This is a genomic window from Pseudomonas sp. D8002 (assembly GCF_013385695.1).
In the GTDB taxonomy this organism is placed as follows: domain Bacteria; phylum Pseudomonadota; class Gammaproteobacteria; order Pseudomonadales; family Pseudomonadaceae; genus Aquipseudomonas.
In genome coordinates this window covers 293,171-318,962 of the sequence record NZ_JACAPM010000032.1, presented here as the reverse complement: position 1 = coordinate 318,962, position 25,792 = coordinate 293,171, and the positions used below count along the sequence as shown (strand labels likewise).

The following is a 25,792-nucleotide window of genomic DNA, read 5'->3' as shown; positions in this document are numbered from 1 at the left end:
ATCGCGGGCACAAAAAAGCCGCTGGTCAGCGGCTCTTTTGGCGAAGATCGGTTTATTTCAGCCCCGACATCTTCTCGATCGCGCCTTTAAGCTCGGCATCCGAGCAATCGGCGCAGGTGCCTTTTGGCGGCATGGCGTTCAAGCCGGTAATGGCCTTGGCCAGCAGGCCATCGAGGCCACCCTGATGGTCCGCGCGGTCTTTCCAGGCGGCGGTGTCACCGATTTTCGGTGCGCCCAACAGGCCGGTACCGTGGCAAGCGTTGCAGTGCTTGGCGATTACGTCATCCGGCGATTTCGCACCGCCGCCGCCGCCCGCAGCCACTGCCACTTCCATCCCCTTGCACTCTTGCCCCTGGACGCACACCTGGCCTACAGGCTCCAGGCGCTTGGCAATTTCATCATTGGTCGCAGCTTGAGCGCTGACAGCCCATAGGGCCAGTACGGTTGCTGGTGCAGCCAGCATTTTCATAATTAGGTTCACGCGTTCACCCTCAATGGTGGCTATTCACGCCTGCGGCCACGGTTTCGCAGGCGGCGAAAGTATAACGGTTAGCCCGCCCCGCCGAAACAACCCTATTAACCAAGGGGAGATTCAGCAAGGCAGAATGCTGCTACGGGCGTCTCTGCGACATAGGCAGGACGCCTCTTTTCTTAAAAGTTCGCGGGTGTGGCTGCGCTGATTAGTCGCGCCGGCACTTCGAACGGATTGCGAAAACGGTGCGGCTTGGTGCTTTCAAAGTAGTAGCTATCGCCGGCTTCGAGCACAAAAGTTTCAAGGCCGACCACCAGCTCCAGGCGACCTTCCACCAGGATCCCGGTTTCCTCGCCCTCGTGGGTGAGCATCTCTTCGCCGGTATCAGCACCTGGCGGGTAGATCTCGTTGAGGAACGCAATCGCCCGGCTCGGATGCGCGCGGCCCACCAGTTTCATGGTGACGGCGCCGTCGGAGATATCGATCAGCTCATTGGCTTTATAGACGATCTGGGTCGGTTTTTCCTGGAGGATCTCCTCGGAAAAGAACTCCACCATCGACATGGGAATGCCGCCCAGCACCTTGCGCAAGGAGCTGATGGAGGGGCTGACACTGTTTTTTTCGATCATCGAAATGGTGCTGTTGGTGACGCCCGCGCGCTTGGCTAGCTCACGCTGGGAAAGACCTTTCAGTTTACGGATGGATTGCAGTCGTTCGCCGACGTCCAATGCAGGAGCCTCCTAGGATTCAGGCGTTGTTGTAATTGAGCGTTATCATGGCGACAGCGTTCAGTATTTACAACACTTTGGCCTAAATCCCGGGATCTGCCATTCGTGGGTGCCGCTCAAGCGCCGGAATAGAGCCGTGGCACTCGGCGCAGGTTGCAGAAGATCTGGTACGGAATGGTGTCGGCGGCGGTGGCAACGTCACTGGCGAGGATGTTTTTGCCCCACAATTCGACGGTGGAACCGAGCCCGGCCTGGGGCACGTCGGTCAGGTCGACACACAGCATGTCCATCGACACACGGCCCAGCAACTGGCTGCGCTGGCCGGCCACCAGCACCGGGGTGCCGGTGGGTGCGTGGCGCGGGTAGCCGTCGGCGTAGCCCATGGCAACTACCCCGATGCGCATCGGTTTCGGGGTAATGAACCTGGCGCCGTAGCCCACAGGTTCGCCGGCCGGCAGTTCACGTACGCAGATGACTTTCGATTCGAGGGTCATCACCGGCTGCAAACGCGCGGCGATGGCCTGGCCTTCGCCAAACGGCGTGGCGCCGTAGAGCATGATGCCCGGGCGTACCCAGTCACTGGAAACGTTCGGCCAGCCCAGCACCGACGGCGAGTTGCGCAGGCTGACCTGGGCCGACAAGCCCTGGCGCGCCGCTTCAAACACCGCTACTTGCTCTTCGCTGCTGGTGCTGTCCAGCTCATCGGCGCGGGCGAAGTGGCTCATCAGCACGATCTTCGCGACTTTGCCGCTGGCCAGCAGGCGCTGGTAAGCGTCGTGATAATCCTTGGGGTGCAAGCCAACGCGGTGCATGCCCGAATCAAGCTTGAGCCAGACGGTCAGCGGCTTGCTGAGTTGCGCCTGTTCAATCGCGTCCAGCTGCCACAGCGAATGCACCACGCACCAGAAATCATGCTCGATGATCAGCGGCAGCTCGTCGGCTTCGAAAAAACCTTCGAGCAACAGCACCGGCCCGCGAATCCCGGCGGCCCGCAGCTCCAGCGCTTCCTCGATGCAGGCCACGGCAAACCCGTCCGCCTCGGCTTCCAGCGCCTGGGCAACACGCACGGCACCGTGGCCGTAGGCATCGGCCTTGATCACGGCGAGGGCCTTGGCCCCACCCGTGACTTCACGGGCCAGTTGGTAGTTATGGCGCAGGGCTTGGAGGTCGATCAGGGCACGGGCAGGACGCATGGCGGCAGGCTTCTAGGCGGCGGTGGGAAGAAAAAACCGGTACCCGCTGACAACGCAGGCACCGGGAGAGGATTTTTTGCTTACGGCAGAGCGGCCACAACCGACAGCTCCACCAGGATTTCCGGTTCGCAGAGTTTCGCTTCAACCGTGGCACGGGCCGGCGCGACGCCTTTTGGCAGCCACTTGTCCCATACCGCGTTCATCCCGGCGAAATCGGCGTCAATGTCTTTCAGGTAGATGGTCACCGACAGCAACTTGGTCTTGTCGGTACCGGCCAGGTCCAGCAAACGCTCGATGTTGACGAGGGTTTCGCGGGTCTGCTGTTCAATCCCGGCACTCATGTCGTCGCCGACCTGCCCTGCCAGATACACGGTACCGCTGTGAACAACGATCTGGCTCATGCGCTCATTGGTGAGCTGGCGCTGGATTGACATGTTTTGCGGACTCCTGGTGGTTGCCATAACGGGAAATATCGAGGCCTTCGGCACTGATCTGCGGGGTTTTCTTCGCCATCAAATCGGCCAGCAAACGACCAGAGCCACAGGCCATGGTCCAACCGAGGGTGCCGTGGCCGGTGTTCAGGAACAGGTTTTTGAACGGGGTAGCACCGACAATCGGCGTGCCGTCTGGCGTGGTCGGCCGCAGGCCGGTCCAGAAACTGGCCTGGCTCAAATCACCGCCCTGAGGATAAAGGTCGTTGACGATCATCTCCAGGGTTTCCCGCCGACGCGGGTTCAGCGACAGGTCAAAACCGGCTATCTCAGCCATGCCACCGACGCGAATACGGTTGTCGAAACGGGTGATCGCGACCTTGTAGGTCTCATCGAGAATGGTCGAGGTCGGGGCCATCGCCGGGTTGGTGATCGGCACGGTCATCGAGTAACCCTTGAGCGGGTACACCGGCGCCTTGATTCCCAGCGGCTTGAGCAATTTCGGCGAGTAGCTGCCGAGGGCCAGCACGTAGCGGTCGGCAGTTTCCAGCTTGCCGTCGATCCACACGCCGTTGATCCGGTCACCGGCGTAGTCCAGGCGCTGGATATCTTGCTCGAAGCGGAATTCGACACCCAGTTGCTTGCACATGTCGGCAAGGCGGGTGGTAAACATCTGACAGTCGCCGGTTTGGTCGTTCGGCAGGCGCAGGGCACCGGCAAGAATATCGGTGACGCTCGCCAGGGCCGGCTCGACGCGGGCAATCCCGGCGCGGTCCAGCAGCTCGTAAGGCACACCGGACTCTTTCAATACCGCGATGTCCTTGGCAGCACCGTCCAGCTGAGCCTGCGTACGGAACAGTTGGGTAGTCCCCAAAGTGCGCCCTTCGTAGGCGATGCCGGTCTCGGCACGCAGCTCGTCGATGCAATCGCGGCTGTATTCGGACAGGCGCACCATACGCTCCTTGTTCACCGCATAACGGCTGGCGGTGCAGTTGCGCAGCATCTGCGCCATCCACAGGTACTGGTCGATATCGGCGGTGGCCTTGATCGCCAGGGGCGCGTGGCGCTCCAGCAGCCACTTGATGGCCTTGAGCGGCACACCCGGCGCAGCCCATGGCGAGGCGTAGCCTGGCGAGATCTGCCCGGCGTTGGCGAAACTGGTCTCCATGGCCACAGCCGGCTGACGGTCGACCACGACCACTTCAAAACCAGCTCGTGCCAAATAGTAGGCACTGGCCACGCCAATGACACCGCTACCCAAGACCAGAACGCGCATTTTTATTCCCTCATCACGGCTTGACCGCTGACGTTTGTTGTTCAGCACAAAGATGTGGGCAGTATAAAAAGCAATCACCAGTGCATTTCACTATATAACTGCCTATATTTGGCGACAATTCTCGGCAAAAACCCTTTTCACGGAGGAGCATCCCCTATGCGGACCAACACTCAGACCAAGCGGGAGCTGGACAAGATCGACCGCAACATCCTGCGCATCCTGCAGGCCGACGGGCGAATTTCGTTTACTGAACTGGGGGAAAAGGTCGGGCTGTCGACCACGCCGTGCACCGAGCGGGTCCGGCGCCTGGAGCGCGAAGGGATCATCATGGGCTACAACGCCCGGCTCAACCCGCAGCATCTGAAGGGCAGCCTGCTGGTGTTTGTCGAGATCAGCCTCGACTACAAGTCCGGCGACACCTTTGAAGAATTCCGACGCGCCGTGCTGAAACTGCCTCACGTGCTGGAGTGCCACCTGGTGTCAGGGGACTTCGACTACCTGGTGAAGGCGCGCATCTCGGAGATGGCGTCGTACCGCAAATTGCTCGGCGATATCCTGCTCAAGCTGCCCCACGTAAGGGAATCCAAGAGCTATATCGTGATGGAAGAGGTGAAAGAGAGCCTGAACCTGCCGATCCCGGATTAACACAGCACCACAGGCCAATGTGAGAGCGGGCTTGCTCGCGAATGCGGAGTGTCAGTCACCTGTTGTATTGACTGATCCACCGCATTCGCGAGCAAGCCCGCTCCCACACTAGTTGATCGGGGACATCCGCTAGACCAATACCTGACGCGTCGACGCCATGTACGCGTGAATCTGCTTTTCCACCCGTGGGTGGATCAGCTCCACCGGGCGGCGGTCGTTGGGGCATGGCAAGGTCGGCGTGGTGCCGAACAAGCGGCAAATCAGCGGGCGCTCGTCGTACACGGTGCAGCCATTGGGGCCAAGGTGCACGCAGTTGAGTTCGTCCATCGCCGCTTCCTGCTCGGCAGCGGTCTTGCGCGGCAGGCGCGACATTTCCTCGGGGGACGTGGTCACCGGCCCACAGCAGTCGTGGCAACCCGGGACACACTCGAACGAGGGAATCTGCCGGCGCAGCGCGTTGACTTTCTGACTGTTGCAACTCATCGACACAGGGACCGAACGGCGAATAGGCGTGGATTCTGCCCTAAAAGCCCCCGGTGAGACAGCTTCGCCCGACCGCTGTATCCTGCGTCAAATTTTCCAAACAGGGATGCTCCCCATGACCGCCAGCGCCCGGCACGCCAATTCCTACTACGCCGCCAGCAGTTTCCCGCAGCCTGATTATCCGGTGCTGACAGGTGAAATCGTGGCCGATGTGTGCGTGGTCGGCGGCGGCTTTTCGGGGCTCAACACCGCTCTGGAACTGGCTGAACGGGGTTTCAGCGTGGTCCTGCTGGAAGCCCGCAAGATTGCCTGGGGCGCCAGCGGGCGTAATGGCGGGCAACTGATTCGTGGCGTCGGTCATGGCCTGGATCAGTTCACCAACGTCATCGGCACCGAGGGCGTGCGCCAGATGAAATTGATGGGCCTGGAAGCCGTGGAAATCGTACGGCAGCGGGTCGAACGTTCGCAGATCGCCTGCGACCTGACCTGGGGCTACTGCGACCTGGCCAACAAACCCCGCGACCTGGAACACCTGGCCGCCGACGCCGAAGAGCTGCGAAGCCTCGGTTATCGCCACGAAGTGCGCCTGCTGCAAGCGGGTGAAATGCGCAGCGTGATCGGTTCCAACCGCTATGTTGGCGGCATGATCGACATGGGCTCCGGCCACCTGCACCCGCTGAACCTCGCTCTCGGCGAGGCAGCCGCTGCACAGCAGTTGGGCGTCCAGTTGTTCGAGCATTCCGAGGCGGTGCGGATCGATTACGGCCCGGAGGTCAACGTACACACCGCCCAGGGCAATGTGCGCGCCAAGACCCTGGTGCTGGGCTGCAATGCTTATTTGAACGGCCTCAACCCGCATCTGAGCGGCAAGGTGCTGCCCGCCGGCAGCTACATCATCGCCACCGAGCCCTTGAGCGAAGCCCAGGCAGCCGAGTTGCTGCCGCAAAACATGGCGGTGTGTGACCAGCGGGTGACGGTGGATTACTTCCGGCTGTCAGCCGACCGACGCTTGCTGTTCGGCGGTGCCTGCCATTACTCCGGACGGGATCCGAAGGACATCGGTGCCTATATGCGTCCGAAAATGCTGCAGGTGTTCCCACAACTGGCCAACGTGAAAATCGACTACCAGTGGGGCGGGATGATCGGCATTGGCGCCAACCGCCTGCCGCAGATTGGCCGACTGGCCGACCAGCCCAATGTGTATTTCGCCCAGGCCTATGCCGGCCATGGCCTCAACGCCACCCACCTGGCAGGCAAACTGTTGGGCGAAGCCATCAGCGGCCAGCAAAGCGGGCGCTTTGATCTGTTTGCCAAGGTGCCGCACATCACTTTCCCGGGCGGCAAGCATTTGCGCTCGCCGCTGCTGGCGCTGGGAATGCTCTGGCACCGATTGAAAGAACTGGTCTGAATCAGCCGCGCCAGAAGGGCTTCAAGCCTTCCCGGCGCGCCTGCTCGGCACTCAGGCCCACGTCTCGCAGTTGCTCGGGGGTCAGCTCCAGCAAGGTTTTGCGCGTATGCATGCGGTGCCAGAACAACGCCCATGAACTGAGTGTGGGGGCCTTGGTACGCGCCGCCATGCGCCGCTCCTGCCCGGCTTCCAGTTCCTGACTGTGTAACGCCAACCGCACATCGCTCATACCGCTCATTTTCCTGCCCCTCATTAACGTGTTGCCATGAGTACGTAGGATGAGCCGGCGCGTAAAACCATGACAGATTCAACCACCCTGTATTAAATCCATACAGATACTGCCTATCGGCCGCTGAATCCTGTATTTTCAGCCTATCTGTACTGGTAACCGGGAAGCACCGCCATGACCCTATACGTCAACCTCGCCGAACTGTTGGGCACGCGCATCGAGCAGGGCTTCTATCGCCCGGGCGACAGATTGCCGTCAGTTCGGGCCTTGAGTGTGGAGCATGGGGTCAGCCTGAGCACCGTGCAGCAGGCCTACCGCGTACTGGAAGACAACGGCCTGGCGATGCCCAAACCCAAATCCGGCTACTTCGTACCGGTGGGCCGCGACTTGCCGGCATTGCCCGCCGTAGGCCGCCCGGCCCAGCGCCCGGTGGAAATTTCCCAGTGGGACCAAGTGCTGGAGCTGATCCGCGCGGTGCCACGCAAAGACGCCATACAGTTGGGCCGGGGCATGCCGGATGTATTGTCGCCGACCATGAAACCCCTGCTACGCAGCCTCGCTCGGATCAGTCGGCGCCAGGACATGCCGGGGCTGTATTACGACACTATCCACGGCAACCTGGACCTGCGTGAACAGATTGCCCGCCTGATGCTCGACTCAGGCTGCCAACTGACGCCCCAGGACCTGGTGATCACCACCGGCTGCCACGAGGCCCTGTCTGCCAGCATCCACGCCATTTGCGAGCCCGGCGACATCGTTGCCGTCGACTCGCCAAGCTTCCACGGCGCCATGCAAACACTGAAGGGCCTGGGCATGAAAGCCCTGGAAATCCCCACCGACCCACTCACCGGTATCAGCCTGGAAGCGCTGGAACTGGCACTGGAACAATGGCCGATCAAAGTCATACAGTTGACCCCCAACTGCAACAACCCACTGGGCTACATCATGCCGGAGTCGCGCAAACGCGCACTGCTGACCCTGGCCCAGCGCTTTGACGTGGCGATCATCGAAGACGACGTGTATGGCGAACTGGCCTACAGCTACCCGCGCCCACGCACCATCAAGTCCTTCGACGAAGATGGCCGCGTCGTACTGTGCAGCTCTTTCTCGAAGACCCTCGCACCCGGCCTGCGGATTGGCTGGGTCGCACCCGGTCGCTATCTGGAGCGTGTGCTGCACATGAAATACATCAGCACCGGCTCCACCGCGACCCAGCCGCAGATCGCAATTGCCGAGTTTCTGAAAGGTGGACATTTCGAGCCACATTTGCGGCGGATGCGCACGCAATACCAGCGCAATCGCGACCTGATGCTCGATTGGGTCAGCCGCTATTTCCCGGCGGGCACCCGCGCCAGCCGCCCCCAGGGCAGTTTCATGCTGTGGGTGGAACTGCCGGAAGGCTTCGATACCCTGAAACTCAACCGGCTGCTGGTGGATGAAGGTGTACAGATTGCAGTGGGAAGTATCTTTTCCGCCTCCGGCAAGTACAGGAACTGCCTGCGCATGAACTACGCTGCCAAACCAACGCCGCAGATTGAAGAGGCTGTACGCAAGGTCGGCGCGACCGCCATCCGGTTGCTGGCCGAAGCGATGGACTGACCTTTTACGGGAAATAGCCGTCATATGCCGACAATCGCCCTGATTCGGAACCCATGTCATTGATGACCCACCGGCTATTACCGTTTTTCCTGCTGGGCATCCTGGCCCTGGGCGGCTGCGCCACCATCGACGCGCCACGCACACCCAGCGAGGCGCTGCCGGCCAGCGAATCTTCCTTCGGCCGCTCGATCCAGGCCCAGGCCGCTCCCTACAAAGGCCGCTCCGGGTTCCGCCTGCTGCCCAACAGCAGCGAAGCCTTCATGGCCCGCGCCGAACTGATCCGCAACGCCCAGACCAGCCTCGACTTGCAGTACTACATCGTCCACGACGGCATCAGCACCCGCATGCTCGTGGATGAACTGCTCAAGGCCGCCGACCGTGGCGTGCGCGTGCGCATCCTGCTGGACGACACCACCAGCGACGGCCTGGACCAGATCATCGCCACCCTCGCCGCCCACCCGCAGATCCAGATTCGCCTGTTCAACCCGCTGCACCTGGGCCGCAGCACCGGCGTGACGCGGGCCATGGCGCGGCTGTTCGACCTGTCGCTGCAACACCGGCGCATGCACAACAAGCTGTGGCTGGCAGACAACAGCGTGGCCATCGTCGGCGGGCGCAACCTGGGGGATGAGTATTTCGACGCCGAGCCCAACCTCAACTTCACCGATATCGACATGCTCAGCGTGGGCCCGGTGGCCGAGCAACTGGGCCACAGTTTCGATCAGTACTGGAACAGTGCCCTGAGCAAACCCATTGGTGACTTCGTCAGCAGCGCTTCCAAAGGCGACCTGGCCAGCGCCCGCGTACGCCTGGAAGATTCCCTTGCCGAGTCTCGCCAACAAAACCATGCCCTGTACAACCGCCTGCGCACCTACAAGACCCAGCCGCGCATGGACATCTGGCGCCGTGAGCTGATCTGGGCCTGGAACCAGGCACTGTGGGATGCGCCGAGCAAGGTGCTGGCCAAGGCCGATCCGGATCCACGGCTGCTGCTGACGACCCAACTGGCGCCGGAGTTGGAAGGTGTCAGCCATGAGCTGATGATGATTTCGGCTTACTTCGTGCCCGGGCAGCCCGGGCTGGTGTACCTGACCGGTCGCGCGGACGCCGGCGTATCGGTAAGCCTGCTGACCAATTCCCTGGAAGCCACCGACGTACCGGCCGTGCACGGCGGTTATGCGCCCTATCGCAAGGCGCTGCTGGAACACGGGGTGAAGCTATACGAGTTGCGTCGCCAGCCGGGAGACGGTGGCGGCAGCGGACCTCATCTGTTCCGCAAAGGTACATTCCACGGTTCGGATTCCAGCCTGCACAGCAAGGCGATCATCTTTGATCGGGAGAAATCCTTCATCGGCTCATTCAACTTCGACCCGCGCTCGGTGCTGTGGAACACCGAAGTCGGGGTGCTGGTGGACAGTCCCGAACTGGCGGAACACGTGCGCAACCTGGCACTGGAGGGCATGGCGCCCCCGTTGAGCTATCAGGCGAAGCTGCAGGATGGCCAGGTGGTATGGGTGACCGAAGACAACGGCCAACTGCACACCCTGACCCGCGAACCCGGCAGTTGGTGGCGCCGGTTCAATGCCTGGTTTGCTACATCCGTCGGGCTGGAACGCATGCTTTAAGAACAGCGACGGGACCTGTGGGAGCTGGCTTGCCTGCGATGGCGGAGTGTCAGTTTACGTATCCGGTGCTGACACTCCGCCATCGCGGGCAAGCCCGGCTCCCACAGGTGATCGCATTTCAAGTTCAGGCGGGTTGTGTGGCGCCGAATGCACCTTGGCGCAGCAACAGGATCACCAACCCCAACGCCCCCGCCGCCATCAACAACGGCAACGCATGCCCGCTGATCCACTGGCTGCCGGCACCGGCCACCAGCGGGCCGATCAGGCAGCCAATGCCCCACAGCTGCGCGATATGCGCATTGGCGCGCACCAGCGCGTCGTCGCGGTAGCGCTCGCCAATCAGGATCAGCGACAGGGTGAACAACCCGCCGGCGCTGGCCCCGAACAGCACCCACACCGGCCAGATCAGCAGCGTATCGAGCAATAGCGGAATCGCCAGGCTCGTCACCAGCAGCATCAGCGCGCAGCCGAGAAACAGCGTGCGCCGAGGCAGGTAGTCCGCCAGCGCGCCAATCGGCAGTTGCAGCAACGCATCACCGACCACCACCGTGCTGACCATCGCCAGAGCAATCTCGGCGGTGAAACCCTGTTGCAGGCAATACACCGGCAACAGCGTCAGAATCATCGCCTCGAACGCGGCGAACAACGCCACCGCCCAGGCAATCGCCGGCAAACCCTGGCAGAAGCGCAGCAGGTCGCCAAAGGTCACGCTGAAAGACTCGGCAGTCGGCGCACCGGAACGGCCCAGCAGCAGGATCGGCGAGCACGTCAGCAGGCCGACACCCACCCAGAAGCCAATATCGTTGTCCGTACCCAGCGCGCCCAGCAGCAACGGGCCCGACAGCTGGCTCAAGGCATAGCTGCAGCCATACAGCGCCACCAGACGGCCGCGCCAGCGTTCGATCACCAGTTGGTTGATCCAGCTTTCGCCGAGGATAAACACGATGGTCAGGATCACCCCGATCATCAGCCGCAACACCAGCCATACCGGGTAGCTGGGCAATACCGCCAGCAAGCCGATGGAAATCGCCCCCGCCCACAGGCACAGGCGCATCAGGTTCGCCGTGCCCAGGCGCGAGGCCAGGCCGCTGGAGACCTTGGCACCCAGCAGCACACCGAAGGCCGGCATCGCCGCCATGACTCCGATGGCGAAGCTGCCATAGCCCCAGCTTTCCAGGCGCAGGGACACCAGCGGCATGCTCACGCCCAAGGCCAGGCCCACGCTCAAGACCGACGCCAACACGGCGAAATAGGTCGCCCAACGCATTTCCACGCTCCTGTGGATGATTTGGAGATCACACAAAACAGTGTGGGAGCGGGCTTGCTCGCGAATGCGGTGTACCAGTCAATACATCAGCGACTGTGATACCTCATTCGCGAGCAAGCCCGCTCCCACATTTTTTACAGCGGTGTTCCTGGAGGCTTACAACTTGATCCAGGTCGCCTTCAGCTCGGTGTACTTGTCGAACGCGTGCAGCGACTTGTCGCGGCCGTTACCCGACTGCTTGAAACCACCGAACGGTGCGGTCATGTCGCCGCCATCGTACTGGTTAACCCACACGCTGCCGGCACGCAGTGCCTTGGCGGTCAGGTGTGCCTTGGAGATGTTCGACGTCCACACCGCAGCGGCCAGGCCGTATTGGGTGTCGTTGGCGATCGCAATGGCTTCTTCCACGCTGTCGAAGGCAATTACCGACAGCACCGGGCCGAAGATTTCTTCCTGGGCGATCTTCATGGCGTTGGTCACGCCGTCGAAAATCGTCGGCTCGACATAGGTGCCACCGCTTTCCTGCAGCGTGCGCTTGCCGCCGGCCACCAGCTTGGCGCCATCGGCATGCCCGGCTTCGATGTACGACAGCACGGTGTTCATCTGCTGGGTATCCACCAGCGCACCGACCGTGGTGGCCGGGTCGAGCGGGTTGCCCGGCTTCCAGGCCTTGAGGGCCTCGATCACCAGCGGCAGGAATTTATCCTTGATCGAACGCTCCACCAGCAGGCGCGAACCGGCGGTGCACACTTCGCCCTGGTTGAAGGCGATGGCGCCGGCCGCGGACTCGGCGGCGGCTTGCAGGTCCGGGGCATCGGCAAACACGATGTTCGGGCTCTTGCCGCCAGCTTCCAGCCAGACGCGCTTCATGTTCGACTCGCCGGAGCGAATCAGCAGTTGCTTGGCGATCTTGGTGGAACCGGTGAACACCAGGGTGTCGACGTCCATGTGCAGCGCCAGGGCGTTACCCACGGTGTGGCCATAACCCGGCAGCACGTTGAACACGCCTTTCGGGATGCCGGCTTCAACCGCGAGGGCAGCGATGCGGATGGCAGTCAGCGGTGATTTTTCAGATGGCTTGAGGATCACCGAGTTACCGGTGGACAACGCCGGCCCGAGTTTCCAGCAGGCCATCATCAGCGGGAAGTTCCACGGCACGATGGCCGCGACAACGCCGACGGGCTCACGGGTCACAAGGCCCAGCTGGTCGTGAGGGGTGGCTGCGACTTCATCGTAGATCTTGTCGATGGCCTCGCCGCTCCAGCTCAGCGCTTGCGCCGCGCCTGGGACGTCGATGTTCAGGGAGTCGCTGATCGGCTTGCCCATGTCCAGAGTTTCAAGCAGTGCCAGCTCTTCGGCGTTGGCCTTGAGCAGGCCGGCGAAACGGATCATGGTGGCTTTGCGCTTGGCTGGCGCCAGGCGCGACCAGGCACCGGAATTGAACGTGGCACGGGCGTTTTCTACGGCACGCTGGGCGTCGGCGACGTCACAGCTGGCAACGGTTGCCAGCAGGCGGCCATCGACTGGGCTCAGGCATTCGAACGTGTCGCCGGAAACGGCGGCGGTGTATTCGCCATTGATGTAGGCGCGGCCTTCGATCTTCAGATCCTTGGCGCGTTGTTCCCAGTCGGCACGGGTCAGGGTGGTCATGCGAGTGTCCTCCTCTTATTGAATACAAGGGCCGGGCGATGTACCCAGGCACCTTCGAAGAATTCTTGCCCGGCCAGCCAGCTGTTCGGCTCAAGGCAGCTGCCACCCTAAACCAGCGGCGATGGATGTTTCAATATATTTGACATAACGGCAGCAAACGCCCTTGCGATGTTCATTTTAATAAACATAGACTTTGAGCTCTCCAACCGCAGGCCAGACGGGACACGCCCATGAACATCCAGAATATCGTCGACTTCAGCCAGGCCAGGACCGAGCCTGATCGCTACCGTCCGGCTGCGGAGAAAATCCTCAAGGGCGACCCGGAGCAAACCGTCTACAACCACTACAACAGTCCGTGCGGCCAGATGAGCGCCGGGGTCTGGGAAGGTGAAGTCGGACAGTGGAAGGTCAACTACACCGAGCATGAGTATTGCGAGATCGTGCAGGGTGTTTCGGTGTTGCGCGATGCCGACGGCAACGCCAAGACCTTGCGGGCCGGTGATCGCTTCGTCATTCCGGCCGGCTTCAGCGGCACCTGGGAAGTGCTGGAACCCTGCCGCAAGATCTACGTGGTGTTCGAAGAAAAGGCCTGATCATTTAACAGGCACAAAAAAAAGCCCGCATCGTGAGATACGGGCTTTTTTTCACAAGAAAGAAAACCAATTACTTGATTTTGCCTTCTTTGTAGATCACGTGCTTGCGAACGCGCGGGTCGAACATTTTCTTTTCGAGCTTGTCCGGGGTAGTACGCTTGTTCTTGTCGGTAGTGTAGAAGTGACCAGTACCGGCGCTAGAGATCATTCGAATCAATTCACGCATGATTTAGCTCCTTAGATTTTGCCGTCGCGGCGCAGTTCGGCCAGCACGACAGTGATGCCGCGCTTGTCGATAACACGCATGCCTTTGGCAGATACGCGCAGACGAACAAAACGTTTCTCTTCTTCAACCCAAAAGCGGTGATGCTGCAGGTTTGGCAGGAAACGACGACGGGTTTTGTTGTTTGCGTGGGAAATGTTATTCCCAGTCACCGGACCCTTACCGGTAACTTGACAGACTCTCGACATGCCTCAGCCCTCTAAAACCACATGCCCAACCCGGCATGGGTTGGCCGCTTAATCTCTCAGTCATTTGGCGCCAGGCGCCGCGTTTCTTTAGGGTCTTACCGGCTACACCTACTAGCGAAGGAACCGGGCCCCTAGAAAAGAGCGCTGCTTTATACCAGAAAGACCCCAGTGCAACAACAGGCCGTGTACTTTTATACGCGTAAATCCAGGCCATGGACGCCTGAACCGTTGCCAGGGTGGGCCGCTATAGAAGCTAACCGCTCGTCGCACAGAATGATTTACAGCGCCCGCGCGCACTGCAAAGTGCTCGGCAAAACGACCTGAGGCGCCATCAAAACAGTATTTGCGGCAAAAGCACAGGCAAAAATGGGCTAGTCATTTGTCAATCAGCCCACTACGGTAGGACTTTTCCAGACTGCACTCGCAGATGGGCCTTCGATCTGCAAAGGAAACCGAATATGCGCCTCGCTGCCCTACCGCTATTGCTAGCCCCTCTTTTTATTGCTGCACACGCCCAGGCGGCCACTACCCTGAGCGTCTGCACCGAAGCCAGCCCCGAAGGCTTCGACGTGGTGCAATACAACTCGCTGACCACCACCAACGCCTCGGCAGACGTATTGATGAACCGCCTGGTGGACTTCGACGCCACCAGCGGCAAGCTGGTCCCGAGCCTCGCGGACAGCTGGGAAGTGTCGCCGGACGGCCTCACCTACACCTTCAAGCTGCACCCGGACGTTAAATTCCACCGTACCGACTACTTCACGCCAAGCCGCAGCCTGACCGCCGAAGACGTGCGCTTCAGCTTCGAGCGCATGCTCGACCCGGCCAACCCCTGGCACAAGATCGCCCAGAGCGGCTTCCCCCACGCCCAGTCGCTGCAGTTGCCCACGCTGATCAAGAAGATCGACGCCCTCGACCCGCTGACCGTGCGCTTCACCCTGGACCACGCCGATTCGACCTTCCTCGCCGCCTTGAGCATGGGCTTTGCCTCGATCTACCCGGCGGAATATGCCGACAAACTGCTCAAGGCCGGCACCCCGGAGAAGCTCAACAGCCAGCCTATCGGCACCGGGCCGTTCATTTTCGGGCGCTTCCAGAAGGACGCGACGATTCGCTACAAGGCCAACCCGGATTACTTCGCCGGCAAGCCTGCGGTAGATAACCTGATCTTTGCGATCACCCCGGACGCCAACGTGCGCCTGCAGAGACTGCGTCGCGACGAGTGCCAGATCGCCTTGTCGCCCAAGCCCCTGGATATTGATGCCGCCCAGAAAGACGCCGACCTGAAGATCGAGAAAACCGCGGCCTTCATGACCGCGTTTGTCGCCATCAACAGCCAGCATCCGCCACTGGACAAGCCGGAAGTTCGCCAGGCGATCAACCTGGCCTTCGACAAGGCCAGCTATCTGAAGGCCGTATTCGAAGGCACCGCCGAAGCCGCCAACGGCCCTTACCCACCCAATACCTGGAGCTATGCCAAGGACCTGCCGGGCTATCCGCAGGACATTGCCAAGGCCAAGCAACTGCTGGATCGCGCCGGGCTCAAGGATGGCTTCAAGACCACGATCTGGACCCGGCCGTCGGGCAGCCTGCTGAACCCCAACCCCAGCCTGGGCGCACAACTGCTGCAGGCGGACCTGGCCAAGGTCGGCATCCAGGCTGAAATCCGTGTGATCGAGTGGGGCGAACTGATCCGCCGCGCCAAGGCCGGCGAGCACGACTTGCTGTTCATGGGCTGGGCCGGTGACAACGGCGACCCGGATAACTTCCTGACGCCGCAGTTCTCCTGCGCGGCCGTGAAGTCCGGCACCAACTTCGCCCGCTACTGCGACCCGGCGCTGGACAAGCTGATCAGCGCCGGCAAGACCACCAGCGAACAAGGCGTGCGCAGCAAGCTGTACCAGCAGGCACAGGCGCAGATCCAGCAGCAGGCGCTCTGGCTGCCACTGGCGCACCCGACCGCGTTTGCGCTGACCCGCAAGAATGTCGAGGGGTATCAGGTGAGCCCGTTCGGGCGCCAGGATTACTCCAAGGTCAGCGTCAAGCCCTGACCCCTGCCAGGGGCTGGCATGCCAGCCCCTACATCCACCCAAATTCCGCCATCGACAGCGGGTCACCCTCCCCCACAATGATGTGGTCCAGCACACGCACGTCCACCATCTCCAGCGCCTTTTGCAGCACCTTGGTCAATTTTCGATCAGCGATGCTGGGCTCGGGGCTGCCGGAAGGATGGTTGTGGCACAGGATCAGCGCCGCGGCGTTGTAGTCCAGCGCGCGCTTCACCACTTGTCGCGGGTAGACGATGGCGTTGTCGATGGTGCCTTGAAACAGCTTTTCGAAACCCAGCACTCGATGCTTGGCGTCGAGAAACAGGCAGCCGAATATCTCGTGAGGCTCGTGGCGCAGCAGTGCCTTGAGGTAGTCGCGCACGGCCTCCGGGCTTTCCAGCACCGAATCGTTGCGCAGGCGTTCAGCCAAATGACGGCGCGCCATCTCCAGTACGGCTTGAAGCTGGGCGAACTTCGCCGGCCCCAACCCCAAATGCTGGCTGAACACCGGCTGCCTCGCCTCCATCAGCGCCCGAAGGCTGCCAAATTGCGCCAGCAGATGGCGCGCCAGGTCCACGGCACTTTTGCCTGACACCCCGGTGCGCAGGAAAATCGCCAGCAATTCCGCGTCGGAAAGGTTCTCCGCTCCCAGCTCCAACAGCTTCTCCCGCGGACGCTCTGCCGCAGGCCAATCGCGAATACTCATGGCACCTCCGTGTGCATGTGCGCCGCTGTTGCATGGCGGACGCTGTGGTATCTTAGGCCATCTTTTTGCGTGCGATTTCACCTGGGGAGGGGGCATCGCAACGCCATCACTGAACTGGAAAGGCAAGCCAATGCAGCGTCTGTATCGGAAACGCATCGTTCTCGGCGTCGGCGGCGGCATTGCCGCCTACAAGAGCGCAGAGCTGGTTCGCAGGCTTCTCGACCAAGGCGCCGAAGTGCGCGTGGTCATGACCCGTGGCGGCAGTGAATTCATCACCCCGTTGACCATGCAGGCCTTGTCCGGCCACCCGGTTCACCTCGACCTGCTGGACCCTGCGGCCGAAGCCGCCATGGGCCACATCGAGCTGGCCAAGTGGGCCGACCTGGTGCTGATCGCCCCGGCCACCGCCGACCTGATCGCCCGCCTGGCCCAAGGCATTGCCGACGACCTGCTGACCACCCTGGTACTGGCCACCGACGCCACCGTCGCGATCGCCCCGGCCATGAACCAGGCCATGTGGCGCGACCCGGCCACCCAGGCCAACACCCAACTCCTGCAAAGCCGCGGCCTCAAGGTTTTCGGCCCGGCCTCCGGCAGCCAGGCCTGCGGCGACGTGGGCATGGGCCGCATGCTCGAAGCCACCGACCTGGCCCAATGCGCCGCCGACTGCTTCCAGCACCTGGCCCTGACCGGCAAGCACGTGCTGATCACCGCCGGCCCGACCCAGGAAAACATCGACCCGGTGCGCTACATCACCAACCATAGCTCAGGAAAAATGGGCTTTGCCCTGGCGGAAGCGGCGGTCGAGGCAGGCGCCCGTGTGACGTTGATCACCGGCCCGGTGCATCTGCCGACCCCGGATCGCGTCACCCGAATCGACGTAGTCAGCGCCCGCGACATGCTGGCGGCCTGTGAAGCGGCGATTCCCTGCGACCTGTTCATCGCTTCGGCTGCGGTAGCGGACTACCGCCCCGAGGTGGTTGCACCGCAGAAACTCAAGAAAGACCCTACAAGCGGCGACGGCCTGCTCCTGCAAATGGTCCGTAACCCGGACATCCTGGCGACCATCGCCACCCGTGAGGACCGCCCGTTCAGCGTCGGTTTTGCCGCCGAAACCGAGCATTTGCTGGACTATGCCGCACGCAAATTGAAAGACAAAAACCTCGACCTGATTGTCGCCAACGATGTCGCCAACCCGAGCATCGGCTTCAACAGTGAGGAAAATGCCATCAGCGTGATCGACCGCGAGTTGCACGCTACCGTTTTCGCCCAGACCAGCAAGGGCAAGATTGCCCGCCAACTGATCTCTTTTATCGCCCAACGGCTGAACCAGGTTTAATTTCCATGCACGCTTTGCAAGCCAAGATCCTCGACCCCCGCATCGGCAACGAATTCCCGCTGCCGGCCTACGCCACACCAGGCTCCGCCGGCCTCGACCTGCGCGCCATGCTCAAGCAGGACACCGTGCTTGAGCCAGGCCAGACCATTCTGATTCCGACCGGCCTGTCGATCTACGTGGGCGACCCGGGCCTGGCGGCGCTGATCCTGCCGCGCTCCGGCCTGGGCCACAAACACGGCATCGTCCTCGGCAACCTGGTGGGGCTGATCGACTCGGACTACCAGGGCGAGTTGATGGTGTCCTGCTGGAACCGTGGCCAGACCGCGTTCAATATCGCCGTCGGCGAGCGCATTGCCCAACTCGTGCTGGTACCGGTGGTGCAGGCGCACTTCGAGCTGGTCGAAGAGTTCGACGAAACACAACGCGGCGCAGGTGGCTTCGGGCATTCCGGCAGCCACTGACTAAGCTGAATTGACTTAGCCGAACAAGCCGGGTGCCTCACCCGGCCTGATGCCAACGCATGGCCTTTCAGGATGAAGAATGCGCGGAACTTACCAGCAAGGTTTCCCCAGTGAAATCAGGGCATTAAGGGGGCAAAAGGGCGGAGCTTCGGCGCCGATGGCACTTTTGCACCACGAACTCTATGCCAAAAACGCCGTCTTACCCTTCAGTTTGAGCCTGCCGGTCAGCACCCTTGAGGCCAGCCCAGCCCCTTATCGATGGAGTTCCCCCCCGCAATGAGCAACCCAGCCCGAGTCGCCCCGACATTTCCCGACAGCATTTTCCGCGCCTATGACATTCGTGGCGTGGTCCCCAAGACCCTGACCGCCGAGACCGCCTACTGGATCGGCCGCGCCATTGGCTCCCAGAGCCTGGCACAGGGCGAGCCCAACGTTTCCGTAGGCCGTGATGGCCGCCTGTCCGGCCCCGAGCTGGTCGAGCAACTGATCCAGGGCCTGGCCGACAGCGGTTGCCACGTCAGCGACGTGGGCCTGGTGCCGACGCCTGCGCTGTACTACGCAGCCAACGTACTGGCCGGCAAGTCGGGCGTGATGCTCACCGGCAGCCATAACCCGTCGGACTACAACGGCTTCAAGATCGTCATCGCTGGCGATACCCTCGCCAACGAACAGATCCAGGCCCTGCACACCCGCCTGAAGACCAACGACCTGACCAGCGGCGAAGGCAGCGTCACCAAAGTCGACATCCTGCAGCGCTACTCTGACCAAATCACCGGCGACGTCAAACTCGCGCGCCGCCTCAAAGTGGTGGTGGACTGCGGCAATGGCGCGGCCGGCGTGATCGCCCCGCAACTGCTCGAAGCCCTGAACTGCGAAGTGATCCCACTGTTCTGTGACGTCGACGGCAACTTCCCGAACCATCACCCGGATCCAGGCAAGCCCGAGAACCTGGTGGACCTGATCGCCAAGGTCAAGGAGACCGGGGCTGACGTCGGCCTGGCCTTCGACGGTGACGGCGACCGCGTTGGCGTGGTGACGGACACCGGCGAAAACGTGTTTGCGGACCGCCTGCTGATGCTGTTTGCCCGCGACGTGGTTGCGCGCAACCCAGGTGCCGAAATTATCTTCGACGTGAAGTGCACCCGCCGCCTCACACCGCTGATCAAGGAATACGGCGGTCGCCCGCTAATGTGGAAGACTGGCCACTCGTTGATCAAAAAGAAAATGAAAGAAACCGGCGCGCTGTTGGCCGGCGAAATGAGCGGCCATGTGTTCTTCAAGGAGCGCTGGTTCGGCTTTGACGACGGCATTTACAGCGCCGCTCGTCTGCTGGAGATCCTCAGCAAGGAAAAATCGACCGCGCAGGAGCTGTTCCAGACCTTCCCGAATGATATTTCTACGCCAGAGATCAATATCCATGTGACCGAGGAGAGCAAATTCAGCATCATTGACGCACTGCACGATGCGCAATGGGGCGAAGGCGCCGACCTGACCAGCATTGATGGTGTGCGAGTCGATTACGCCAAAGGCTGGGGCCTGGTTCGCGCATCCAACACCACACCGGTGCTGGTGCTGCGTTTCGAGGCGGATACCGAGGCTGAGTTGCAGCGCATCAAGGACGTGTTCCACGCCCAGTTGAAACGTGTTGCCCCTGATCTCCAATTACCGTTCTGATTTTTTACCGGAGCCCTGAATGACCCTCGAACGCGAAGCCGCCGCCAATACCGCCAAGGTCCTTTCCGAAGCGTTGCCTTACATTCGACGCTACGTCGGCAAGACGCTGGTGATCAAGTACGGCGGCAATGCCATGGAAAGCGACGAGCTGAAAACCGGCTTTGCCCGCGACATCGTGTTGATGAAAGCCGTCGGGATCAACCCGGTGGTGGTGCACGGTGGCGGCCCGCAAATCGGTGACCTGCTCAAGCGCCTGTCCATCGAGAGTCACTTCATCGACGGCATGCGTGTGACCGACGCCCAGACCATGGACGTGGTAGAGATGGTCCTGGGCGGCCAGGTGAACAAAGACATCGTCAACCTGATCAACCGCCATGGCGGCAGCGCCATCGGCCTGACCGGCAAGGACGCCGAACTGATCCGGGCGAAGAAGCTCACCGTGACCCGCAAGACCCCGGAGATGACCCAGCCGGAAATCATCGACATCGGCCAGGTGGGCGAAGTGATCGGCATCAACACCGACCTGCTGAACCTGCTGGTGAAAGGCGATTTCATTCCGGTGATCGCGCCGATCGGTGTCGGTGCCAACGGTGAGTCCTACAACATCAACGCCGACCTCGTGGCCGGCAAGGTGGCCGAGGCGCTGAAGGCCGAGAAGCTGATGCTGCTCACCAACATCGCCGGCTTGATGGACAAGGAGGGCAAGGTCTTGACCGGCCTGACGACCCAGCAAGTGGACGACCTGATCGCCGACGGCACCATCTACGGCGGCATGCTGCCGAAGATCCGCTGCGCGCTGGAAGCGGTGCAAGGCGGCGTTGGCAGCTCGTTGATCCTGGATGGCCGGGTGCCGAATGCGATCCTGCTGGAAATCTTCACCGATACCGGTGTGGGTACCCTGATCAGCAACCGCAAGCGCCCCTAAGCGCTGGTAAACAAAAAGGCCCCGTTCAATTCGATTGAACGGGGCCTTTTCTATGTACTCGGTCTAAAAATGTGGGAGCGGGCTTGCTCGCGAAAGCGGCGGGTCAGTCGACACATATATCAACTGACAAGCCGTATTCGCGAGCAAGCCCGCTCCCACATGGATCTTCTAAACGCCGAACTGCTCGCGATAAGCCTTGACCGCCGGCAAATGCTGCTTGAGCTGCGGGTCATCTTCCAGGAACTGCAACACCTGGTTCAGGGACACGATGCTCACCACCGGAATCGCGAAATCACGTTCCACTTCCTGGATCGCCGACAATTCACCGTTGCCGCGCTCCTGGCGGTTCAGCGCGATCAACACGCCGGCCGCCTTGGCGCCGTCCTGGGAAGCGATGATCTGCATCACTTCGCGAATCGCCGTACCGGCAGTGATCACGTCGTCGATGATCAGCACGTCGCCCTTGAGCGGCGCCCCCACGAGGCTACCGCCTTCGCCGTGGGCCTTGGCTTCCTTGCGGTTGAAGCACCAAGGCAGATCCAGCTCGTGATGTTCAGCCAACGCCACGGCGGTCGCGGCCGCCAGGGGGATGCCTTTGTAGGCAGGGCCGAACAGCACGTCGAAGGAAATGCCGCTTTCAACGATGGCGGCCGCATAGAAACGACCCAGCTGCGCCAGGGCAGAACCCGAGTTGAAAAGGCCGGCATTGAAGAAGTAAGGGCTGGTGCGCCCGGACTTCAAAGTGAACTCACCGAAGCGCAATACGCCGCGATCGATGGCAAAACGAATAAAATCGCGTTGATACGCCTGCATGAAAAAAGCCTCAGATACCACGGATTTAGCTAATTAGGTAGACGGCGTGTATCATACACGCACGCGATTTTTGGGGCCATTTATGCGGATCATCAGTGTGAACGTCAATGGTATTCAGGCTGCAGTCGAGCGTGGTTTGCTCAGTTGGCTGCAAGCCCAGAATGCCGACGTCATCTGCCTGCAGGACACCCGCGCCTCCGCCTTTGAACTGGACGACCCAGCCTTCCAACTGGATGGCTACTTCCTTTATGCCTGTGATGCCGAAGTTCCCGCCCAAGGCGGCGTGGCTTTGTATTCGCGGTTGCAACCCAAGGCGGTCATCAGCGGCCTCGGCTTCGAGACAGCCGACCGCTACGGGCGCTACCTGCAAGCCGATTTCGACAAGGTCAGCATTGCGACCTTGCTGCTTCCATCAGGGCAGAATGGCGATGAAGACTTGAACCAGAAGTTCAAGCTAATGGACGACTTCGCCCGTTATCTGGATAAACAGCGGCGCAAACGTCGCGAGTACATTTACTGTGGCTCGCTGTACGTGGCGCAACAGAAGCTGGATATCAAGAACTGGCGCGACAGCCAGCAATCCCCGGGCTTCCTGGCGCCGGAACGGGCCTGGATGGACGAGATTGTCGGCAACATGGGCTATGTGGATGCCCTGCGGGAAGTCAGCCGCGAAGGCGACCAGTACAGCTGGTGGCCGGATAACGAACAGGCCGAGATGCTCAACCTCGGCTGGCGTTTTGACTACCAGCTGCTGACGCCAGGCTTGCGTCGCTTCGTGCGCAGCGCACGTCTGCCACGCCAGCCGCGCTTCTCGCAGCACGCGCCGCTGATCGTGGACTACGACTGGACCTTGACCATCTAAGGTCTTTTTCCAGGCACAAAAAAACCGACATCACTGTCGGTTTTTTTGTGGGCGGTGGTTATTTGATCAACCGCAATGTCCACGGATAACGATAAGCCACGCCCTTGTTGGCCTTGATGCCCGCAATGATCGTCATCACCACCGCGCCGATCACCAGCACGGTCATCAACACGAAGCCGATCACGATAAAACCCAGCAGGAAGCAGACCGCCCAGGCAATGCCCACGGTGATCTGGAAATTCAGCGCTTCCTTGCCCTGGTCATCAATGAACGGGTCTGCATCCTTCTTCACCTGCCAAAGAATCAAGGGCCCCAGCAGGCTGCCGAACGGGAACATCAGCCCGAAGAACGCCGCAAAATGACAGAGCATCGCCCACTGGCGAACTTCCTTGGACGGTGTCGGCAGTGGAAGTTGGCTGTCACTCATGGCGTCGCTCCTTGGGATTGAATCAGTCGGCCAATGCGGCGTTCTGCAGTTCGAAGATTTCGGTCATGCCCTTCTGGGCCAGGGCCAGCATGGCATTCAGGTCCGCCGGCTGGAATGGCGCGCCTTCGGCGGTGCCCTGCACTTCGATGAAACCACCGGTACTGGTCATCACCACGTTCAGGTCGGTCTCGGCAGCCGAATCTTCAAGATAGTCCAGATCCAGCACCGGCTCGCCCTGATACATGCCGACCGATACAGCCGCGATCATCTGCTTGAGCGGATCGCCGCCTTTCAGGCCGCCACGTTTCTTGATGACCTTGAGCGCGTCGACCAGGGCAACCATGGCGCCGGTGATGGAGGCAGTACGGGTGCCACCGTCGGCCTGGATCACGTCGCAGTCGACGTACAGGGTCACGTCGCCCAGCTTGGACATGTCCAGGGCTGCACGCAGGGAGCGACCGATCAGGCGCTGGATTTCCAGGGTGCGGCCGCCTTGCTTGCCACGGCTGGCTTCACGCTGGTTACGCTCGCCGGTGGCGCGCGGCAGCATGCCGTATTCGGCGGTCAACCAACCCTGGCCCTGGCCCTTGAGGAAACGCGGCACGCCGTTTTCGACGCTGACGGTGCAGATAACCTTGGTATCGCCAAACTCGACCAGTACAGATCCCTCGGCGTGTTTGGTGTAGTTGCGGGTGATGCGGATCGAGCGGAGCTGATCGGCAGCGCGACCACTTGGACGTTTCATAGGGGATACCTGTACGGAGGACGAAAAACTGCCGAGCATTATAGAGCCGCCAGCCCTGATCGGCACGGCTAAAAAATCCTGTTACAAACCCGGGCACCGAAGCCACTGTTTGGGGCCACCCGTCCCCTTGAGCTACAATCCTGCGCCTTCGCAGCCTGTCGGCTTCAATCTACCCATCAGCCCGCCTGTTTGCGGGACTGCATCGCGAGGTACCTCCATGGTGCACAGCATGACCGCCTTCGCCCGCGTCGAAAAAGCCGGCGTCCAAGGCACCCTGAGCTGGGAATTGCGCTCGGTCAACAGCCGCTACCTGGAGCCGCACCTGCGCCTGCCGGAATCGTTTCGCGACCTCGAAGGCGCGGTTCGTGAGGCACTGCGCCAGGGCATCTCCCGCGGCAAGCTGGAATGTACCCTGCGCTTTACCGAGGAAACCACCGGCAAGCCGTTGCAGGTGGATCGCGAGCGCGCCGCGCAATTGATCGCCGCCGCCGAAACCATCGCCGGCCTGATCAAGCAGCCTGCCGCCATCAACCCGCTGGAAGTCCTGGCCTGGCCCGGCGTGCTGGTGGCCGATGCCACTGACCCACAGGCGTTGAACGCCGAGGCGCTGACCCTGTTCAACCAGGGCTTGAAAGAACTCAAGGCCGGCCGCGAGCGTGAAGGGGCCGAACTGGCCCGCCTGATCAGCGACCGCCTGACCTCCATTGAAGAAGACGTGGTGACCCTGCGCGAACTGGTGCCGCAGATGCTTGCCACCCAGCGCCAGAAGGTCCTGGACCGCTTCGCCGACATGCAGGCCGAACTGGATCCGGTGCGCCTGGAGCAAGAGATGGTCCTGCTGGCGCAAAAAAGCGACGTGGCCGAAGAACTCGACCGCCTGAGCACCCACATCCTGGAAGTGCGCCGCGTGCTCAAGTCTGCCGGTGCCGCCGGTCGGCGCCTGGACTTCCTGATGCAGGAACTCAACCGCGAAGCCAATACACTGGGCTCCAAAGCCTTTGATCCGCGCAGCACCCAGGCTGCGGTCAACCTCAAAGTGTTGATCGAGCAAATGCGCGAACAAGTACAGAATATCGAGTAAGGCACCCTGACATGACCCACAGCACCGGCACCCTGTACATCATTTCCGCCCCATCGGGCGCGGGCAAAAGCAGCCTGGTCAAGGCCCTGACCGACGCTGACGAGCAGATCCGCATCTCGGTATCCCACACCACCCGCGCCATGCGCCCGGGTGAAGTGAACGGCGTGCACTACCACTTCGTCGAGCGCACCGAGTTCGTCAAGATGATCGAGCACGGTGATTTCCTGGAGCGCGCCGAGGTCTTCGGCAACCTCTACGGCACCTCGCAAAGCCACCTGCAGCAGACCCTGGACGAAGGCCACGACCTGATCCTGGAAATCGACTGGCAGGGCGCCGAGCAAGTGCGCCAGCTGATGCCCAAAGCCCGCTCGATCTTCATCCTGCCGCCTTCGCTGGAAGCGTTGCACCAGCGCCTGACCAATCGCGGCCAGGACAGCGACGAGATCATCGAAGGTCGCATGCGTGAAGCCGTCAGTGAAATGAGCCACTACGTCGACTACGACTACCTGATCATCAACGACGATTTCGCCCACGCACTGGACGATCTGAAGGCGATTTTCCGCGCCAATCAGCTCCAGCAAAAGCGTCAGCAGCAGCGTTTCGGCAAATTATTGGCCGAACTGCTCGGCTGATTGGCTCTT

27 protein-coding genes and 1 pseudogene are annotated in these 25,792 nt (G+C 61.4%); 13 read left to right on the top strand and 15 right to left on the bottom strand.

What is annotated here, in order from left to right:
- Window positions 1-52: 52 nt before the first annotated feature.
- The 5 genes from HX807_RS19515 to dadA all read right to left on the bottom strand — a co-directional run bounded on the left by HX807_RS19515 (window position 53) and on the right by dadA (window position 4,100).
- Window positions 53-469 (bottom strand): cytochrome c5 family protein, encoded by a 417-nt coding sequence (locus HX807_RS19515; RefSeq protein WP_003208757.1) that lies wholly within the window; start codon window positions 467-469, stop codon window positions 53-55.
- A gap of 182 nt (window positions 470-651) precedes the next feature.
- The gene (locus HX807_RS19510) at window positions 652-1,200 is read right to left on the bottom strand and encodes a cupin domain-containing protein (RefSeq protein ID WP_003208755.1); all 549 of its coding nucleotides are present in this window, start codon (window positions 1,198-1,200) and stop codon (window positions 652-654) included.
- A 116-nt stretch (window positions 1,201-1,316) separates the two neighbouring features.
- Window positions 1,317-2,393, bottom strand: a complete 1,077-nt coding sequence (alr, locus tag HX807_RS19505; RefSeq protein WP_003208753.1) for an alanine racemase — start codon at window positions 2,391-2,393, stop codon at window positions 1,317-1,319.
- 80 nt (window positions 2,394-2,473) lie between these two features.
- On the bottom strand, window positions 2,474-2,827 hold the full coding sequence (locus HX807_RS19500) for a RidA family protein (protein ID WP_003208752.1): 354 nt from the start codon (window positions 2,825-2,827) through the stop codon (window positions 2,474-2,476).
- Window positions 2,799-4,100 (bottom strand): D-amino acid dehydrogenase, encoded by a 1,302-nt coding sequence (gene dadA, locus HX807_RS19495; RefSeq protein ID WP_003208750.1) that lies wholly within the window; start codon window positions 4,098-4,100, stop codon window positions 2,799-2,801. Before dadA ends, HX807_RS19500 begins: the two co-directional genes overlap by 29 nt.
- 156 nt (window positions 4,101-4,256) lie before the next feature.
- On the opposite strand from dadA, the gene HX807_RS19490 reads away from it, so the two are divergent.
- Window positions 4,257-4,745 (top strand): Lrp/AsnC ligand binding domain-containing protein, encoded by a 489-nt coding sequence (locus HX807_RS19490; RefSeq protein WP_003206849.1) that lies wholly within the window; start codon window positions 4,257-4,259, stop codon window positions 4,743-4,745.
- 129 nt (window positions 4,746-4,874) lie between these two features.
- Here the strand turns inward: HX807_RS19490 and HX807_RS19485 are convergent, their stop codons facing one another.
- Complete coding sequence (locus HX807_RS19485) at window positions 4,875-5,228, bottom strand: YkgJ family cysteine cluster protein (protein ID WP_003208747.1); 354 nt, start codon at window positions 5,226-5,228, stop codon at window positions 4,875-4,877.
- Between the two features lie 115 nt (window positions 5,229-5,343).
- On the opposite strand from HX807_RS19485, the gene HX807_RS19480 reads away from it, so the two are divergent.
- Window positions 5,344-6,636, top strand: a complete 1,293-nt coding sequence (locus HX807_RS19480) for an FAD-binding oxidoreductase (protein WP_177028058.1) — start codon at window positions 5,344-5,346, stop codon at window positions 6,634-6,636.
- Between the two features lies 1 nt (window position 6,637).
- Here the strand turns inward: HX807_RS19480 and HX807_RS19475 are convergent, their stop codons facing one another.
- A complete protein-coding gene (locus HX807_RS19475) occupies window positions 6,638-6,874 on the bottom strand; it encodes a DUF1127 domain-containing protein (protein WP_023659297.1) in 237 nt (78 codons plus the stop codon).
- 165 nt (window positions 6,875-7,039) lie between these two features.
- On the opposite strand from HX807_RS19475, the gene HX807_RS19470 reads away from it, so the two are divergent.
- Window positions 7,040-8,464 (top strand): PLP-dependent aminotransferase family protein, encoded by a 1,425-nt coding sequence (locus tag HX807_RS19470; protein WP_008439421.1) that lies wholly within the window; start codon window positions 7,040-7,042, stop codon window positions 8,462-8,464.
- 62 nt (window positions 8,465-8,526) lie between these two features.
- Window positions 8,527-10,089, top strand: coding sequence for a phospholipase D family protein (locus HX807_RS19465; RefSeq protein WP_003208738.1), 1,563 nt, complete (start codon window positions 8,527-8,529; stop codon window positions 10,087-10,089).
- 124 nt (window positions 10,090-10,213) lie between these two features.
- On the opposite strand, the gene HX807_RS19460 is transcribed toward HX807_RS19465, so the two are convergent.
- Together HX807_RS19460 and HX807_RS19455 are read right to left on the bottom strand one after the other, a co-directional pair.
- Window positions 10,214-11,356, bottom strand: a complete 1,143-nt coding sequence (locus tag HX807_RS19460; protein ID WP_008439423.1) for an MFS transporter — start codon at window positions 11,354-11,356, stop codon at window positions 10,214-10,216.
- Between the two features lie 156 nt (window positions 11,357-11,512).
- Window positions 11,513-13,006 (bottom strand): aldehyde dehydrogenase, encoded by a 1,494-nt coding sequence (locus HX807_RS19455; protein WP_003213259.1) that lies wholly within the window; start codon window positions 13,004-13,006, stop codon window positions 11,513-11,515.
- A 230-nt stretch (window positions 13,007-13,236) separates the two neighbouring features.
- Between HX807_RS19455 and HX807_RS19450 the strand changes: the two genes are divergently transcribed.
- Window positions 13,237-13,599, top strand: a complete 363-nt coding sequence (locus tag HX807_RS19450) for a cupin domain-containing protein (protein WP_003213261.1) — start codon at window positions 13,237-13,239, stop codon at window positions 13,597-13,599.
- Window positions 13,600-13,669: 70 nt separating this feature from the next.
- On the opposite strand, the gene rpmG is transcribed toward HX807_RS19450, so the two are convergent.
- Window positions 13,670-13,825, bottom strand: a complete 156-nt coding sequence (gene rpmG, locus HX807_RS19445; RefSeq protein ID WP_003176906.1) for a 50S ribosomal protein L33 — start codon at window positions 13,823-13,825, stop codon at window positions 13,670-13,672.
- Window positions 13,826-13,836: 11 nt separating this feature from the next.
- Window positions 13,837-14,070, bottom strand: a complete 234-nt coding sequence (rpmB, locus tag HX807_RS19440) for a 50S ribosomal protein L28 (RefSeq protein WP_003213263.1) — start codon at window positions 14,068-14,070, stop codon at window positions 13,837-13,839.
- A 458-nt stretch (window positions 14,071-14,528) separates the two neighbouring features.
- Here rpmB and HX807_RS19435 point away from each other — a divergent pair, with 458 nt between their 5' ends.
- Window positions 14,529-16,121 (top strand): ABC transporter substrate-binding protein, encoded by a 1,593-nt coding sequence (locus tag HX807_RS19435; protein ID WP_008439424.1) that lies wholly within the window; start codon window positions 14,529-14,531, stop codon window positions 16,119-16,121.
- Between the two features lie 28 nt (window positions 16,122-16,149).
- Here the strand turns inward: HX807_RS19435 and radC are convergent, their stop codons facing one another.
- On the bottom strand, window positions 16,150-16,824 hold the full coding sequence (gene radC / locus HX807_RS19430; protein ID WP_087693709.1) for a DNA repair protein RadC: 675 nt from the start codon (window positions 16,822-16,824) through the stop codon (window positions 16,150-16,152).
- A gap of 130 nt (window positions 16,825-16,954) precedes the next feature.
- On the opposite strand from radC, the gene coaBC reads away from it, so the two are divergent.
- The 4 genes and pseudogenes from coaBC to argB all read left to right on the top strand — a co-directional run bounded on the left by coaBC (window position 16,955) and on the right by argB (window position 21,223).
- Window positions 16,955-18,163 carry a bifunctional phosphopantothenoylcysteine decarboxylase/phosphopantothenate--cysteine ligase CoaBC gene (coaBC, locus tag HX807_RS19425; RefSeq protein ID WP_003213269.1) on the top strand — a complete coding sequence of 403 codons (1,209 nt, stop codon included), beginning with the start codon at window positions 16,955-16,957 and terminating at the stop codon, window positions 18,161-18,163.
- Window positions 18,164-18,168: 5 nt separating this feature from the next.
- The gene (dut, locus tag HX807_RS19420) at window positions 18,169-18,624 is read left to right on the top strand and encodes a dUTP diphosphatase (RefSeq protein WP_003213270.1); all 456 of its coding nucleotides are present in this window, start codon (window positions 18,169-18,171) and stop codon (window positions 18,622-18,624) included.
- Between the two features lie 252 nt (window positions 18,625-18,876).
- Window positions 18,877-20,298 (top strand): annotated as a pseudogene (locus tag HX807_RS19415) (phosphomannomutase/phosphoglucomutase); the annotation flags it as partial.
- Between the two features lie 19 nt (window positions 20,299-20,317).
- Window positions 20,318-21,223 (top strand): acetylglutamate kinase, encoded by a 906-nt coding sequence (gene argB / locus HX807_RS19410; protein ID WP_003213275.1) that lies wholly within the window; start codon window positions 20,318-20,320, stop codon window positions 21,221-21,223.
- Window positions 21,224-21,391: 168 nt separating this feature from the next.
- Here the strand turns inward: argB and pyrE are convergent, their stop codons facing one another.
- On the bottom strand, window positions 21,392-22,036 hold the full coding sequence (gene pyrE / locus HX807_RS19405) for an orotate phosphoribosyltransferase (protein WP_003213276.1): 645 nt from the start codon (window positions 22,034-22,036) through the stop codon (window positions 21,392-21,394).
- Between the two features lie 82 nt (window positions 22,037-22,118).
- On the opposite strand from pyrE, the gene HX807_RS19400 reads away from it, so the two are divergent.
- Window positions 22,119-22,898: an exodeoxyribonuclease III gene (locus tag HX807_RS19400; protein WP_003176915.1), complete on the top strand. Its 780-nt coding sequence runs from the start codon at window positions 22,119-22,121 to the stop codon at window positions 22,896-22,898.
- 58 nt (window positions 22,899-22,956) lie between these two features.
- Here HX807_RS19400 and HX807_RS19395 read toward each other — a convergent pair whose 3' ends face one another.
- Both HX807_RS19395 and rph read right to left on the bottom strand, forming a co-directional pair.
- Window positions 22,957-23,325, bottom strand: a complete 369-nt coding sequence (locus HX807_RS19395; RefSeq protein WP_003213278.1) for a DUF4870 domain-containing protein — start codon at window positions 23,323-23,325, stop codon at window positions 22,957-22,959.
- Window positions 23,326-23,347: 22 nt separating this feature from the next.
- Window positions 23,348-24,070 carry a ribonuclease PH gene (rph, locus tag HX807_RS19390; protein ID WP_003213280.1) on the bottom strand — a complete coding sequence of 241 codons (723 nt, stop codon included), beginning with the start codon at window positions 24,068-24,070 and terminating at the stop codon, window positions 23,348-23,350.
- A 217-nt stretch (window positions 24,071-24,287) separates the two neighbouring features.
- On the opposite strand from rph, the gene HX807_RS19385 reads away from it, so the two are divergent.
- Both HX807_RS19385 and gmk read left to right on the top strand, forming a co-directional pair.
- Entirely contained in the window at window positions 24,288-25,151 is an 864-nt protein-coding gene (locus tag HX807_RS19385; RefSeq protein WP_177050772.1) for a YicC/YloC family endoribonuclease, read from the top strand.
- An 11-nt stretch (window positions 25,152-25,162) separates the two neighbouring features.
- On the top strand, window positions 25,163-25,783 hold the full coding sequence (gene gmk, locus HX807_RS19380) for a guanylate kinase (RefSeq protein WP_003213284.1): 621 nt from the start codon (window positions 25,163-25,165) through the stop codon (window positions 25,781-25,783).
- Window positions 25,784-25,792 lie beyond the last annotated feature (9 nt).

Coding starts and splice junctions, on each gene's coding strand:
- HX807_RS19515 (WP_003208757.1), bottom strand. CDS start 469: ATGAAAATGCTGGCTGCACCAGCAACCGTACTGGCCCTATGGGCTGTC.
- alr (WP_003208753.1), bottom strand. CDS start 2,393: ATGCGTCCTGCCCGTGCCCTGATCGACCTCCAAGCCCTGCGCCATAAC.
- HX807_RS19500 (WP_003208752.1), bottom strand. CDS start 2,827: ATGTCAATCCAGCGCCAGCTCACCAATGAGCGCATGAGCCAGATCGTT.
- dadA (WP_003208750.1), bottom strand. CDS start 4,100: ATGCGCGTTCTGGTCTTGGGTAGCGGTGTCATTGGCGTGGCCAGTGCC.
- HX807_RS19490 (WP_003206849.1), top strand. CDS start 4,257: ATGCGGACCAACACTCAGACCAAGCGGGAGCTGGACAAGATCGACCGC.
- HX807_RS19485 (WP_003208747.1), bottom strand. CDS start 5,228: ATGAGTTGCAACAGTCAGAAAGTCAACGCGCTGCGCCGGCAGATTCCC.
- HX807_RS19480 (WP_177028058.1), top strand. CDS start 5,344: ATGACCGCCAGCGCCCGGCACGCCAATTCCTACTACGCCGCCAGCAGT.
- HX807_RS19475 (WP_023659297.1), bottom strand. CDS start 6,874: ATGAGCGGTATGAGCGATGTGCGGTTGGCGTTACACAGTCAGGAACTG.
- HX807_RS19470 (WP_008439421.1), top strand. CDS start 7,040: ATGACCCTATACGTCAACCTCGCCGAACTGTTGGGCACGCGCATCGAG.
- HX807_RS19465 (WP_003208738.1), top strand. CDS start 8,527: ATGACCCACCGGCTATTACCGTTTTTCCTGCTGGGCATCCTGGCCCTG.
- HX807_RS19460 (WP_008439423.1), bottom strand. CDS start 11,356: ATGCGTTGGGCGACCTATTTCGCCGTGTTGGCGTCGGTCTTGAGCGTG.
- HX807_RS19455 (WP_003213259.1), bottom strand. CDS start 13,006: ATGACCACCCTGACCCGTGCCGACTGGGAACAACGCGCCAAGGATCTG.
- HX807_RS19450 (WP_003213261.1), top strand. CDS start 13,237: ATGAACATCCAGAATATCGTCGACTTCAGCCAGGCCAGGACCGAGCCT.
- rpmG (WP_003176906.1), bottom strand. CDS start 13,825: ATGCGTGAATTGATTCGAATGATCTCTAGCGCCGGTACTGGTCACTTC.
- rpmB (WP_003213263.1), bottom strand. CDS start 14,070: ATGTCGAGAGTCTGTCAAGTTACCGGTAAGGGTCCGGTGACTGGGAAT.
- HX807_RS19435 (WP_008439424.1), top strand. CDS start 14,529: ATGCGCCTCGCTGCCCTACCGCTATTGCTAGCCCCTCTTTTTATTGCT.
- radC (WP_087693709.1), bottom strand. CDS start 16,824: ATGAGTATTCGCGATTGGCCTGCGGCAGAGCGTCCGCGGGAGAAGCTG.
- coaBC (WP_003213269.1), top strand. CDS start 16,955: ATGCAGCGTCTGTATCGGAAACGCATCGTTCTCGGCGTCGGCGGCGGC.
- dut (WP_003213270.1), top strand. CDS start 18,169: ATGCACGCTTTGCAAGCCAAGATCCTCGACCCCCGCATCGGCAACGAA.
- argB (WP_003213275.1), top strand. CDS start 20,318: ATGACCCTCGAACGCGAAGCCGCCGCCAATACCGCCAAGGTCCTTTCC.
- pyrE (WP_003213276.1), bottom strand. CDS start 22,036: ATGCAGGCGTATCAACGCGATTTTATTCGTTTTGCCATCGATCGCGGC.
- HX807_RS19400 (WP_003176915.1), top strand. CDS start 22,119: ATGCGGATCATCAGTGTGAACGTCAATGGTATTCAGGCTGCAGTCGAG.
- HX807_RS19395 (WP_003213278.1), bottom strand. CDS start 23,325: ATGAGTGACAGCCAACTTCCACTGCCGACACCGTCCAAGGAAGTTCGC.
- rph (WP_003213280.1), bottom strand. CDS start 24,070: ATGAAACGTCCAAGTGGTCGCGCTGCCGATCAGCTCCGCTCGATCCGC.
- HX807_RS19385 (WP_177050772.1), top strand. CDS start 24,288: ATGGTGCACAGCATGACCGCCTTCGCCCGCGTCGAAAAAGCCGGCGTC.
- gmk (WP_003213284.1), top strand. CDS start 25,163: ATGACCCACAGCACCGGCACCCTGTACATCATTTCCGCCCCATCGGGC.